The sequence below is a fragment of the Thermomonas mangrovi genome, from assembly GCF_028201335.1.
Classification (GTDB): domain Bacteria; phylum Pseudomonadota; class Gammaproteobacteria; order Xanthomonadales; family Xanthomonadaceae; genus Thermomonas; species Thermomonas mangrovi.
The window spans coordinates 304,483-316,406 of the sequence record NZ_JAPEVV010000001.1; the positions used below are offsets into that span (position 1 = coordinate 304,483).

11 protein-coding genes are annotated in these 11,924 nt (G+C 70.4%); 3 read left to right on the forward strand and 8 right to left on the reverse strand.

All coding sequences use genetic code 11. The features are described from left to right. Positions 1–5: 5 nt before the first annotated feature. Both ON759_RS01510 and ON759_RS01515 read right to left on the reverse strand, forming a co-directional pair. A complete protein-coding gene (locus ON759_RS01510) occupies positions 6–2,324 on the reverse strand; it encodes a hypothetical protein (RefSeq protein WP_271678584.1) in 2,319 nt (772 codons plus the stop codon). A gap of 162 nt (positions 2,325–2,486) precedes the next feature. Continuing rightward, entirely contained in the window at positions 2,487–3,338 is an 852-nt protein-coding gene (locus ON759_RS01515) for a tetratricopeptide repeat protein (RefSeq protein WP_271678585.1), read from the reverse strand. Positions 3,339–3,470: 132 nt separating this feature from the next. Between ON759_RS01515 and ON759_RS01520 the strand changes: the two genes are divergently transcribed. Further along, on the forward strand, positions 3,471–3,890 hold the full coding sequence (locus tag ON759_RS01520; protein ID WP_271678586.1) for a hypothetical protein: 420 nt from the start codon (positions 3,471–3,473) through the stop codon (positions 3,888–3,890). Positions 3,891–4,140: 250 nt separating this feature from the next. On the opposite strand, the gene ON759_RS01525 is transcribed toward ON759_RS01520, so the two are convergent. Both ON759_RS01525 and ON759_RS01530 read right to left on the reverse strand, forming a co-directional pair. Continuing rightward, positions 4,141–4,767 (reverse strand): TetR/AcrR family transcriptional regulator, encoded by a 627-nt coding sequence (locus tag ON759_RS01525; protein ID WP_271678587.1) that lies wholly within the window; start codon positions 4,765–4,767, stop codon positions 4,141–4,143. A gap of 10 nt (positions 4,768–4,777) precedes the next feature. Beyond that, positions 4,778–5,035, reverse strand: coding sequence for an acyl-CoA-binding protein (locus ON759_RS01530; RefSeq protein WP_271678588.1), 258 nt, complete (start codon positions 5,033–5,035; stop codon positions 4,778–4,780). 142 nt (positions 5,036–5,177) lie between these two features. Between ON759_RS01530 and ON759_RS01535 the strand changes: the two genes are divergently transcribed. Next, positions 5,178–7,175 (forward strand): SDR family oxidoreductase, encoded by a 1,998-nt coding sequence (locus tag ON759_RS01535; RefSeq protein ID WP_271678589.1) that lies wholly within the window; start codon positions 5,178–5,180, stop codon positions 7,173–7,175. Positions 7,176–7,194: 19 nt separating this feature from the next. On the opposite strand, the gene ON759_RS01540 is transcribed toward ON759_RS01535, so the two are convergent. The 3 genes from ON759_RS01540 to ON759_RS01550 all read right to left on the reverse strand — a co-directional run bounded on the left by ON759_RS01540 (position 7,195) and on the right by ON759_RS01550 (position 10,239). Then, a complete protein-coding gene (locus ON759_RS01540; RefSeq protein WP_271678590.1) occupies positions 7,195–8,190 on the reverse strand; it encodes a restriction endonuclease in 996 nt (331 codons plus the stop codon). A gap of 155 nt (positions 8,191–8,345) precedes the next feature. Further along, positions 8,346–8,918: a phasin family protein gene (locus tag ON759_RS01545; RefSeq protein ID WP_271678591.1), complete on the reverse strand. Its 573-nt coding sequence runs from the start codon at positions 8,916–8,918 to the stop codon at positions 8,346–8,348. A gap of 64 nt (positions 8,919–8,982) precedes the next feature. Continuing rightward, positions 8,983–10,239 carry a patatin-like phospholipase family protein gene (locus ON759_RS01550; protein ID WP_271678592.1) on the reverse strand — a complete coding sequence of 419 codons (1,257 nt, stop codon included), beginning with the start codon at positions 10,237–10,239 and terminating at the stop codon, positions 8,983–8,985. An 86-nt stretch (positions 10,240–10,325) separates the two neighbouring features. Between ON759_RS01550 and ON759_RS01555 the strand changes: the two genes are divergently transcribed. Next, complete coding sequence (locus tag ON759_RS01555) at positions 10,326–11,066, forward strand: DUF8198 family protein (RefSeq protein ID WP_271678593.1); 741 nt, start codon at positions 10,326–10,328, stop codon at positions 11,064–11,066. On the opposite strand, the gene ON759_RS01560 is transcribed toward ON759_RS01555, so the two are convergent. After that, entirely contained in the window at positions 11,063–11,857 is a 795-nt protein-coding gene (locus ON759_RS01560; RefSeq protein WP_271678594.1) for an FHA domain-containing protein, read from the reverse strand. The two genes, ON759_RS01555 and ON759_RS01560, sit on opposite strands and share 4 nt — an antisense overlap. Between the last annotated feature and the right edge of the window lie 67 nt (positions 11,858–11,924).

The window sequence follows — 11,924 nt, forward strand, 5'->3', positions numbered from 1 at the left end:
GGGGATCAGTCCAGCGCCGACTGGCTGGCCTGGACTGCGTTGCCGCTGCCGTCGCTGTTGCCGCCGTGCGCCGAGTAGACCTGCGCCGTGCCCGCGGCCCCGCCGGCGTTGTCGACGATGATCCCGCCGGTGCCACCGTAGGTCGCCAGGCCGGACAACGGGCGGTTCCCGTTGCCCCAGGCATCGGCGCCGCCGCCATCCGCGTCCAGGTCGCCCAGGTCGAACATGAACAGGCAGTCGCCGGTGCTGCATCCGGCGAGATTGGCCGCGCTCCTGCCGATGCTGAAGTAGAGCCGCTCGTGGCCGCCTTGCTGGAACAGCGTCACCGGCGACCAGTCCCAAGCCGTGGCTTCGCAATTGTTGGCGGCCACCGCGCAGCCATCGGTGCCGACCACGGCACCTGGCGCGGGTGTGCCCAACACGCCGCCGTTGAGCGGGATGCGCCACAGGGTCGGGAGATAGGCGTTGTCGCGTGCCCCGCCCACGATGTAGAGCGCACCATCGCCGTTGGCACTGGCGTAGAACGCCTCGTCGAAGGCCCCGGCGTACAGCGTGCTGGCATCGTTGTTGCCACGGCCGACGTAGGCGACACCGTTGGGTCCGCGTCCCTGCACGAAGTTGGTCACGAAGCGCGCGACGAGGCGGCATCCCCGGTTGCCAGTGCTGCTGCGCGCCCGGCAGTTGAGCGTGCTGCGGGCGGTGCCGTCATTGAACACGAAGGCCAAAACGTTCGCGGTATTGCCGGACACGGCGACGATCGGCGATTCACGCAGCCCCGGCGTGTTGTCGGCCGCCAGCTTCGCACTGCTGGTGACCGCGCCGGTCTGGGCATCCACCCGGTGCAGCTTGCCGCCGATGCCGGGGCCGCCGCTCTGGCTGCCCACGTACACGTCCCCCGCGAACGCGACCGGCGAGGACAGCTTCATGCCCGGCTCGACCGTGGCCGGGAAGCCGCCGCCCACCACTTCCTGCGGGTTGCCCTGGAACACCCCGGTGAACTTGTGCAGGCGGCCATTGCCGTCGCCGACCCAGAGCACGTCCGCCGCGTAGTCGACGAACGGCGAGGACACCGTGGGCGTGGCATCGTTGTTGTTGGGCAACGACGCTTCGAACGGGATCCGCAGCATGCAGTCGCCGCTGCAGCTGCGGTACTCGCTCGGGCTGGAGGCGATGGTCGGACTCACCGGCTCCCCCGGCGTGCCGCTCCCGGCCTGCCACTTGAGCAGGATCAGTTGCAGGGAGCTGTCGAAGCGCTGGACGAAGGCGACCTGCCGGCCATCGTCGTGGAACGACAGGACCGGCGAGGTTTCGGCCGTGTAGCCGATCCCGGTGTTGTAGGCCCACATCGTGTTGGGTGCCTTGGTCGCCCCGTTCTGGTTCCAGGGACCATTGCAGCCGGTCGTGCTGTCCTGGTAAAGCTGGTTGAAGGCGATGATCGTGGGCTGGCCGGCGTCGCCGTCGCCACTGAGGATGGCCGGCAGGCTGAGGTTGCTGAGCGCGGCGCTGACCGGGGCGCTGCCGCTGCCTTGCCCGCTGGTGTTGATTTCGAGGTTGATGTCCGCGCCGCTGCTGGTCGCGCGGATCCCGGTCTGGTGGCTCCAGCGGTTCACCGCGGCGGCCAGGCTGGCCGCCTCCGCGTCATCGCTGCCGCCGGTCGCGTCGAAATTGAACCCGATATCGTCGGCGGCGGCGGTGAGCACGACCTGCCGGGGCGGCCGTGCGCCGATGGTGATGGTGCCGGCAGGGGCGCCGCCGGTCATCGTGTAGACGCGGATCTCGGGGTTCCCCGACGCGGTGGCGCCCGGCGCGAAGGTGGGATAGACCACGAAATCGTCGCTGCAGCTCGGCGGGGCGAAGACGTCGAAGGTGTACTTGGCGGGATACACGCCGTGTCCACCGCGTCCGCCGCGCGCGCGGTTGCCGCCGCCCAGCACCTGGCTCCAGTCGCGCACGAAGGATGCATCCGCAGTGGCCGGAACGCTTCCATGGCCGCGACGGGTGTCGCGCAGCGTGACCGCGTCGCCCATGGCGCGGCGGGTGCTGCCGACTGGCGGGTTGCCTGCGGGCGCGAGGGCCTGCAGGCGGTTCACGCTGGAGAGGAAGTAGCGCGGGTCGCGATAGCGGAGTTGCCAGGGTTGCGCGCCCGCCACCAGTCCGGCGTCATCCGGGATCGACGGATTGGTATACACCAGGGCGCGCTGGCTCCAGTCCTGCGGGACCCCGGCGCGCCCGCCAGTGTTCGGCTCCGCCGCTTGTATCTGGCTGCCCGAGAACACTGCGAACGCAAGCGTGGCAACGGCCACGGGGCGGACGTTGGACGACATGGCGACGCCTTTCCCGCGGGGGCGGGTGAACGGGGGATAACCCGGAATTTATCGCAGGGCCCCGTTAAGGAGTGTGTCGCGCATCCACCTCTCGTCGGCTGGATCGAACCGACGATCCGAGCACGGCGGCCGCCACCGCAGCGATCCTTCGCAATCGCCCGCTCAGGCCAACTGGTCCGAGGCCCAGACCGCGTCCAGCGCTTCCATCGCGTCCAGCGGCTTGCATTGGGCGGCGCGCTCGTAGGCCTCGGCGGCGGCGTCCTCGTTGCGCGCCTCGTCCAGCAGCAGGAGCACGTTGCCATGCTCGATATGGGCGATCGGCGAGGCCGGGGTGAGCTTGACCGCCTCGCGGATGTGCTTCTCCGCCTCGGCCGCCTTCGCGCCGTAGGTCAAGCCGCCGATCATCGCGCCGATCTTGTTGATGATCTCGGCGTGGTAGAGCGCCAGCGCGGTGTGCGCCTCGGCGTGCTTGGGGGCCAGCTCGAGCGTCGTTTCCAGCGCGGCGCGGACCTTGCCGGCGATGCCCATCTTCAGCGCCTTGGCGATCGACAGGCCCTGGCTGTACCGGCCCAGGGCGAAGGCATGGCGGTAGTGGCTGTTGGCCTCGTCCGGGAGTGCCTTGACCGCGGCTTCCGCCAGGGCGGCAGCTTGTTCGTAGCGCTTGAGGCGTTCGCCCTCGTCGTCGACGAGGTAGGTCGCGTGGATGCCCAGCGCCTTCACCGCGACCGAGGCGCCGATGGGGCCGAGCGCGATGCCGGCATCGTGGGCCGCCTTGAAGTCGCCGCGATGAAACGCGCGCCAGGCCTCCTGCAGGGCTTCGGCCAGCGCCTCGGCGTCCAGCTTGGGCGCCGCCTTGCCGGCGGCCTTCACCAGCGCGGCGGCACGCTTGGCATCGGGGAACGGCTCGCAATCGCCGGCATGCAGTTTCGGCCAGGCCTTCTTGAGCGCGTCGCCGGTGTAGGCGTAGCCCTTGGCATCGTGCGGAAAAGCGGCCCAAGCGGATTTCGCGGCCATGCAGGGTCCCCGGTCTGGATGAACGCGCAGCATCCCGCTGCCGCGCCGTGCTGGCAAGGGGCGGGGTAGTGTGATTGCTCGACGCGCGGGCGGCAGGCTAGGTGCATCGAATTCCCACATGGAGCCATGCCCATGACCCGCAAGAAGCCCGTCCGCAAGACCGCTGCCCGCAGCCCGTCGCTGGATGCGACGCCCCGCCACCTGTGGCTGGCCTCGCTGGGCCTGCTGGTCGCGGGCCGTCGCGAGGGGCGTCACCTGCTGCAGCAGGCGCAGGCGAAGGCGGCCACCGCCGCCGATGACGCGCGCAAGGCCGTCCGCCAAGCCGAAGCCGGCTTGCGTGGCAGCCTGGGCACGGTCCGCCAGCAGGTGGAACCGAAGGTGCAGAGCCTCGGTGCCGAGGTCGAGGCGCGGCTCGCGCCGATCGTTGCCAAGCTGGGCCTGAAGCCGGCGGGCAAGCGCGCAGCGCGCAAGGCACGCAAGGCGCCGGCCAAGGCGGTGCGCCGGATGGCGCGCAAGCCCGCCAAGCGCGTCGCGCGCAAGACCGCACGCTGACCTGCCAACTCCGATCTCCTGTCGGATCCGGACGCCCCGCGCAAGCGGGGCGTTGTCTTTTGCGCGACAGACAGGCTGGGCGGTGCCATCGGCCGGGGGATGCGTGCGCCGCACAGGCGTCGCCGCGCGCGCCATGGCTGCAGGGGGATTGCGAATCGCCGGCCATGGAGGGCAGGCGGCGGCGATCGGAGCCGGATGCGGAGCCTCGCCGGGAAGCGATTCCCCTCCCGCCATGGGAGCGGATCGACGATCAGTCGAGGTAGGCGCGGGTCAGCGTATTGAGGTGCACGCGCTCGGCGTCGCGCAGGAACGGCGCGATCAGCATCATCACCTGCACGATGCCGTCGCGGATCGAGGCGCGTTCGTCCTTGTCGCCGCGCGCCGCGGCGTAGTTCATCCAGAACGTGGCGATCACCAGGATGTTGGTCGCGGCGGCATCGACCTCGTCCGCGGACGCGCGCATCACCCCGGCCTGGACCAGCCCGCGCATGACCTGGTGGGCCTGCTCGTCGGCGCGCTTGAGGATCCGTGCGAAGCGCAGCCGCAGGCGCCGGTTGCGGCTGAGGATGTCGACCAGGTCGCGGTACAGGAAGCGGTAGTCCCAGATGCACTCGAACACGAGGTGCAGCTGCAGCCAGACGTCCTCCAGACCGGGCAGGCGTCCGCTGGGCGAACTCAGGGCGGCATCCATGCGCTGTTCGTAGACCGCGAACAGCTGCTCGATGATGTCGTCCTTGTTGCGGAAGTGGTAGTACAGGTTGCCCGGGCTGATCTCCAGCTCGTCGGCGATGTGGTTGGTGGTGACGTTGGGCTCGCCCTGCGCGTTGAACATCGCGAGCGACGCATCGAGGATGCGCTGGCGGGTCTGGCGGGCCATGTCGGCGGGATCAGGCGGTGAGCTTCTTCACCAGGTCGATGTACTTCTGCTTGGCCTCGTCCTGCGCGGTGCCGGCCAGCTTGGCCCAGGCCTCGTACTTGGCGGTGCCGACGAAGTCGAAGAACCCCGGCTTCGGCCCGCTCACGTCGCCCTCGGCGCCCTGCTTGTAGAGCGCGTACAGGCGCAGCAGGGTGTCGTTGTCCGGGCGTTCGGCCAGCGAATGCACGTCCTTGGCGGCTTGCTCGAACCTGGACTGCAGGTCGGACATGGCGATGCTCCCCTCGTTGGAGCCGGCATCAGAGCATCCCCGGGCGGTGGAATCAATACGCCGGGGAATTGTCGGCGCCGTCGGCGTCTGGCAACGTAGGCGCGTGGGGCGCGCCACGCGCCCGGATGCCTGGAGGGGGCGCATGCATTACTTCGTGACCGGCGGGACCGGGTTCCTCGGACGCTTCCTGATCTCCAACCTGCTCAAGCGCAAGGGCAGCGTGGTCCATGCGCTGGTGCGCAAGGACTCGCAGAAGAAGTTCGACGCGCTGGCCAGGAAGATGGGCTGGGACCCGAAGCGGGTACTCGCGGTCGCCGGCGACATGACCAAGCCGAACTGCGGCGTCACCCCCGCGCAGGCGCGCGCCCTGGCGGCGAAGAAGATCGCGCACTTCTTCCATCTCGCTGCCATCTACGACCTGACCGCCAGCGCCGAGAGCCAGCGCGCGGCCAACATCGACGGTACCCGGCACGCGCTTGACCTGGCCGTGGCGCTGAAGGCGGGCTGCTTCCACCACACCAGCTCGATCGCGGCGGCAGGCCTGTACCCCGGCGTGTTCCGCGAGGACATGTTCGAGGAAGCCGAGGGCCTCGACGATCCCTACCTGCGCACCAAGCACGACTCCGAAGGCCTGGTGCGCGTTGAGAAGCGGATCAAGTGGCGGATCTACCGCCCCGGCATGGTCGTCGGCCACTCGCAGACCGGCGAGATGGACAAGATCGACGGGCCTTACTACTTCTTCACCTTCCTCAAGAAGCTGCGCGAGATGCTGCCGCCGTGGATGCCGACGCTGGGCATCGAGGGCGGGCGCATCAACGTGGTGCCGGTCGACTTCGTGGTCGACGCGATGGACCACATCGCGCACAAGCCGAAGCTGGACGGACATTGCTTCCACCTGACCGACCCGGAGCCGATGCGGGTCGGCGAGGTCCTCAATACCTTCGCCCGCGCCGGCCATGCGCCGGAAATGACCATGCGCATCGACGCGCGGATGTTCGCGTTCGTGCCGGGCGGGGTGCGCATGGCGGTGGGCAACCTGCCGCCGGTGCGCCGCTTCGTCGGCATGCTGCTGCGCGACTTCAAGATCCCCAGGGAGACCCTGAAGTTCATCACCTATCCGACCCGCTTCGACAACCGCGAGACCGAGCGCGCGCTGAAGGGCAGCGGGATCGCGGTGCCGCGCCTGGAGGACTACGCCTGGCGCCTGTGGGACTACTGGGAGCGCCACCTCGACCCCGACCTGTTCGTCGACCGCAGCCTGCGTGGCAAGGTCCGCAACAAGGTGGTCGTGATCACCGGCGGCTCCTCCGGCATCGGCCTGGCGACCGCCGAGAAGGTGGCGGCGGCGGGCGCGGTCACGGTCATCGTGGCGCGCGGCGAGGAGGAACTGTTCAAGGCGCGCGACGCGATGAAGGCGGCCGGCGGCAAGGTGTTCGCCTATACCGCCGACCTCGCCGACATGGCCGATTGCGACCGCCTGGTCAGCACCATCCTGGCCGAACACGGCCACGTCGACATTCTGGTCAACAACGCCGGCCGTTCGATCCGCCGTTCGATCGAACTCAGCTACGACCGCTTCCACGACTTCGAGCGGACCATGCAGCTGAATTACTTCGGCAGCCTGCGCCTGATCATGGGCTTCATGCCCACCATGGTGCAGCGCCGGAAGGGCCACATCATCAACATCAGTTCGATCGGCGTGCTGGCCAACTCCCCGCGCTTCTCCGCCTACGTGGCCTCGAAGGCCGCGCTGGACGCCTTCAGCCGCTGCGCCCAGGGCGAGCTCTCCGGCAAGGGCATCAGCTTCACCACGATCAACATGCCGCTGGTGAAGACGCCGATGATCGCGCCGACCAAGATGTACGACAGCGTGCCGACGCTGACCCCCGAGGAGGCCGGCGACCTGGTCGTCAAGGGGATCATCGAGAAGCCTAGCCGGATCGCTACCCGCCTCGGGATCTTCGCCGCGGTGATCAATGCGCTGGCGCCCAAGGCCTACGAAGTGGTGATGAACACCGCGTTCGAACTGTTCCCGGATTCGGCCGCGGCCAAGGGCGACAAGGCGGCGTTGAAGGGCGAGGCGCAGCCGAGCAACGAGCAGATCGCGTTCGCCTCGCTGATGCGCGGCGTGCATTGGTGACGAAGGGGCGGAACCGCCCTCAGTAGCTCCGGCACTGGCGGAAGCGTACGGGTTTGTCGCTTCCCGCCGGTGGCTGCAACTGCAGCCGGGAGGGCGCGAGCTCCTCGTAGCGCACCAGCAGCGGGCAGAGCGACCCCAACGGGTCCGCATCCGCCGTCGCCAGGTACACGACCAGGGTGGATTGCGTGGACCAGATCGCGCGATCCACGCCGGGCAAGGTCGAAATGGCGTCGGCGGCCTCCTTGCGGCGGCGTTCCCGGGCGCCGGGCCCTTCCGCCGCTGGCAGGGTCGAGGGGGGTGCAGCGGCCTCAGGCACGGTGGCCTCCCGCGTCGCCGGCTCCGGAGCGGGCTGGCGTTCTGCATCATTGGCCGTGATCGGCGCGGGGGTGGACGGGTCGATGTCCGTGCGGGGCGCATCGGTGCCGCCGCGCGGCACCAGCATCCAGGCGATGGCCGCCAATACGAGCGCCGCGAGCCACGGCAGGCCGGGGTGGCCGGTCGCCGCGCCAACCTGTGGGTCGTTCGGCAGCTGCGCGGGATCCACGAACGGTTCGACCTCAGGCCAAAGCTGGGCGCCATCGATCAACTCGACCTGCTGGCGGCCTGCCAGTCGGCGCGCCTCGTCGTCGAAACGACCGGGGCTGACGACGATCGCCGCATCGGCACCCCGCAGTTCGGCGGCCTTGCCGAGCCCCATGATGGCCTGGGTGCCGACCACCGACCCGCTGCCGTACTTGCAGCTGAGCAGGGTGAGTTGGCCATCGCGTTGCAGCAGGATGTCGGCACCGTCGGTGGGAACGCCGTCGGCGGGGCCGCGCGGATCCTGCACCAATGCATAGCCGCGCGCCTTCATGGCCTGCACGACGAGCCGGGTGAAGTCGCGCCAGCGCAGCGAACCGAGGTAGGCGAGCCCGGCTTGGCGCGGGTCGCGCGTGCGCGGAAGGCGAGGCAGCAGCCAGCGGCCACCGAAGCCGGCCGCGATGAAGACGATCAGTGCGATCGACAGGGAAAGCATGGCGCCATCCGGTGGCTGGGTATGCGGTGCCCGGGACTATAGTCCGAACGACGGCGCCGGACGAGGTGCCATGTCGTGGCGAAAACGCCCGCCAGTCCGGAATCGCAGGGGGAGGGGAGCGCGCGAAGCGTCGGACTGGCGGGACTTGAGGGTGCTTATTCGGCAGTGGGGGCCGGTGCGGCCTTGGTGGCGCGCTTGGCGGCCTTCTTCGCCGGCGCCTTGCGGACGACGGGCTTCTTCGCCGCCGGCTTGCGCGCAGCCTTGGCGGGCGCCGCGGCGCCCGGGGTCGCATTGGCCTTGCGCAGTTCGGCGGTCAGGCGTTCGACGCGCTCGGTCAGCGCATTGAGGTCGTCGCGGCCAGGCACGCCGAGCTTGACCAGCGCGCGCTGAACCCGATCCTCGAACACCTTCTCGAGCTTGTCCCAGGTGTCGGCGGCGCGCTCGCGGGCCTGGCCCACGGTGCCTTCGACCGCATCGCGCACCATGTCGGCGCGTGCACCGGTGAACTTGCGGGCGGTCTGCTCCAGCGACAAGCCGTCGCGGACCAGGCTTTCGAACAGCTTGCCGCCCTCGGCCTGCGCGCGGTTGAACGCGCCCATGCCGGCCAGCCAGATCTGCTGCGCGGATTCGGTGATGGACTTGCCCAGGCGCTCGGCCTGCGCGCCGCTCGCGTTGGCGGTGGTCTTGCGGGCGCCGCCCTTGGTGGACGACTTCTTCAGCTTGGCCATGTGCCCTCCAGCGGGCGCGAGGTGGTTGGAGTGCGACGCAGGATCGCGCCCGCGTCTAGAGCATTCACACCATGCCGCGACGACGCGCGAGGGCATGCGCCACGTCGTCCAGCGCGCGGTCGAGGCGGGCCGTGGCCTCGGTGCGATGCACCGCCGGCGGCAGGTGGGCGAGGATCGAACGCGGGCGGTCGGCGATCACGTCCTCGCGCAGGCGGATGCCGTGGCGCGCGAGCACCGGCTCCAGCGTGGCGCGGCGCTTGCGCAGGTCGGCGAGGGTATTGCGGTAGGCCAGCTGCGAGATGCGGCGCCGGGCCGAGAAACTGAAGACGTTGGTGTAGAACAGTTCGCGGTCGGCGGCGTTCGGCTCGAACACCAGCTGGTCGATGTCCGGGTACTGCTGCGCATATCGCGCCAGCCCGACCTGCATGCGCGACTGCAGCATGGTGCGCAGGGTCTGCGACAGCACGCCCGGCAGCCCGCCATCGGCGATGCGGCGGTCGCTGAAGCGATGCGCCTGGGCGACGGTGTCGGCATCGTCGGCGGGATTGAACGGCACCAGCGGGTTGATGCCGAGCATCAGGTCGACGTCGCGGTCGAGCACCACCGAGGCGTGCATGGTCCGGCGCAGCGCGCCATCGACGATGTGGCGCCCGCGCAGTTCGACCGGCGGGTACAGGCCCGGCAGGGCGGCGCTGGCCTGCACCGCCTGCGAGATCGGCACGTCGTCCCAGCCCGTGTCGCCGAAACGCACCGCCTCGCCGCTGTCGAGGTCCACCCCGATCACGTACAGCGGGCGCTCGAGGGTGCGGAAATCGTTGCTGCGGCCATGCCGGCTGAACACGTCGCGCAGGAAGTGCTCGACCTGCTGGTTGTCGAACAGGCCGGTGGGCACCAGCCCGCCGACCCGGGTCACCAGGTCGGACCAGCGCGAATCGCCGCGGCCGGTGACGAGGTCGCGCGCCAGCCGGCCGGCCAGGCGCGGCAGCGCGGTGGCGCGGCGCGCGTATTCGCCGAGCGCCGGGCGCAGGAAGGTTTCCGGGGTGAAGCGCACGTCGCGGCTGTCGCCGGTGATGAAGATCCGGCACAACTCCGCGGTATCCATCCGGTTGGCGAGCCCGGCGGCGAAGAAGGCGCCGGAGCTGACCCCGACGTAGCAGTCGAGGCGGGTCATGTCGAGGCCGTCGCAGGCCTCGTCGAGCGCCCGCAACGCGCCGAGCTCGTACATCGCGCCGACCGGGCCGCCGCCGGCGATCGCCAGGCCGATGCGGGGCGCGTCGGCGGTGTGGGTGCGGGGCGTGCGGGCGGCGTGGAGTGACAGCATGCGGATCGGTATGGACGCGATCCCGCGAGTGTAGCGCGCCGGCCCCGAGGCTTGCGTCGGCGCGTGCGGCTGTCGAGACTGCCGCGATGAGCGCCACGCCCCGCGACACCGCCGCCTGCTTGGGTCGTCGGCTCGCCTGCCACCAGGCCCTGCACGACCCGCAACTCAGCCCGGGCAACGGCTCGGGCTGGCTGAAGCCGTTGCAGGCGTGGCAGGCCGCACGCCTGGAACGCAGCTTCGCCGGCTTCCTGCAGGACCCCGCGCGACGACCGGCTGCCCGCTTCTTCCTCACCGACGTGTATGGCGACCACGATTTCGCGCGTCGCGACGCCGACATCGCGCGCGTGTTGCCGAAGATGCAGCGCCTTTTGCCCGAGGCGCTGCTGGCGACGGTCGCGGACGGCATCGCGCTGGGCGCATTGACCCACGCCTTCGACCTGCGCATGGCGGGGGCGCTGGAGCGACTGTCGCCGCGACGGCACGTGCTGGATGCGGCCCTGTACGCGCGCGCCTATCGCGAGGTCGGCCTGCCGCGGTTGCGGGCGCGCCAGATCGCGTTGATCGACGATGTCGGCAACGGGCTGGCGGCGGCGCTGCGGATGCCCGGCATCGGCGCGCTGTTGCGGTTGTCGCGGCTGCCGGCGCGGGCGGCGGGCCTCGGCGAGTTGCAGGGCTTCCTGGAACGCGGTTTCGAGGCATTCGCAGGCCTGGGCGATGCCGCCGCCTTCCTCGCGGATATCCGCCACAGCGAGGCGGAGGTCATGCGGCGCCTGTTCGCAGGGGATGCAGCCCCGTTCACCCCGGTGTTGCGCGGGCGAGCGGGCTAGCGCGCGCCGAACAGGAGCAGGCCCGAGAGCGCGGCCGCCAGCAGGATCGCCGCCACCAGGAGCCAGGGCACGCGCGGCGCCCACCCTCGGGCGGCCGGCACCGGCGGCGCATCGACATCCTCCGGATACCGTTGCGCTGAATGGCCCGCGAGGCTGGTGGGCAGCGCCGGCGGGCCCTCCAGCACGAAGCGGTGCTGCACCCCGAAGGCGAGTTGGTCGCCCGCGCGCAGCAAGGCCTCGCGGACGGCCTGTCCGTTCAGCAGGACCGTGCCGCCCTGCGCATGCAGCATCACGCGGTCGCCGATCGCCTCGATGGTGGCATGCACCTCCGCGATGCCGGGTCCGTCGATGCGGATGTCGGCCGTGCGCGCGTGCCCGATGGTGCGCGCCGACTCCAGGCTGGTTGCGCGCCCGTGGTGGATGCCGCCCACGCCACGCAGGGTATGCCGCAGGTTGGACACGGGATCGCGCGGTGCACCGGAGCGGGAGCTCGGCGTGCGCTCGGCATTGGTCGCGATCAGCACGAGTTCGCTGCCGTCCACGTGGATGCTGTCGCCGGCTCGCAACAGGGCGACGTGGCGAACCGGCCGGCCGTTGACGTGCACGCCACGCAGGCTGTCCGCGACCGTCATCCAGATGCCGCGGCGATCGTTGCAGACCTGCAGCAGCCAGGGTGCATCCGCGGCAACCGGGCCGAGGCCGGTGGGAAGGCGGCCCAGCGCGTGGATGCCGGTGTCGAGCACCAGGTCGGGTTGGTCGCCATCGCAGAAGCGCATGCGCAGGTCTTTCATCGGCGGGAATCTAGCATGCGGCGCAAGTGCGTCCGGCTGGTCGGCGGCGCGGCCTGCGGGCACAATG

Coding starts and splice junctions, on each gene's coding strand:
- ON759_RS01550 (WP_271678592.1), bottom strand. CDS start 10,239: ATGCTGTCACTCCACGCCGCCCGCACGCCCCGCACCCACACCGCCGAC.
- ON759_RS01535 (WP_271678589.1), top strand. CDS start 5,178: ATGCATTACTTCGTGACCGGCGGGACCGGGTTCCTCGGACGCTTCCTG.
- ON759_RS01515 (WP_271678585.1), bottom strand. CDS start 3,338: ATGGCCGCGAAATCCGCTTGGGCCGCTTTTCCGCACGATGCCAAGGGC.
- ON759_RS01545 (WP_271678591.1), bottom strand. CDS start 8,918: ATGGCCAAGCTGAAGAAGTCGTCCACCAAGGGCGGCGCCCGCAAGACC.
- ON759_RS01555 (WP_271678593.1), top strand. CDS start 10,326: ATGAGCGCCACGCCCCGCGACACCGCCGCCTGCTTGGGTCGTCGGCTC.
- ON759_RS01560 (WP_271678594.1), bottom strand. CDS start 11,857: ATGAAAGACCTGCGCATGCGCTTCTGCGATGGCGACCAACCCGACCTG.
- ON759_RS01520 (WP_271678586.1), top strand. CDS start 3,471: ATGACCCGCAAGAAGCCCGTCCGCAAGACCGCTGCCCGCAGCCCGTCG.
- ON759_RS01525 (WP_271678587.1), bottom strand. CDS start 4,767: ATGGCCCGCCAGACCCGCCAGCGCATCCTCGATGCGTCGCTCGCGATG.
- ON759_RS01540 (WP_271678590.1), bottom strand. CDS start 8,190: ATGCTTTCCCTGTCGATCGCACTGATCGTCTTCATCGCGGCCGGCTTC.
- ON759_RS01510 (WP_271678584.1), bottom strand. CDS start 2,324: ATGTCGTCCAACGTCCGCCCCGTGGCCGTTGCCACGCTTGCGTTCGCA.
- ON759_RS01530 (WP_271678588.1), bottom strand. CDS start 5,035: ATGTCCGACCTGCAGTCCAGGTTCGAGCAAGCCGCCAAGGACGTGCAT.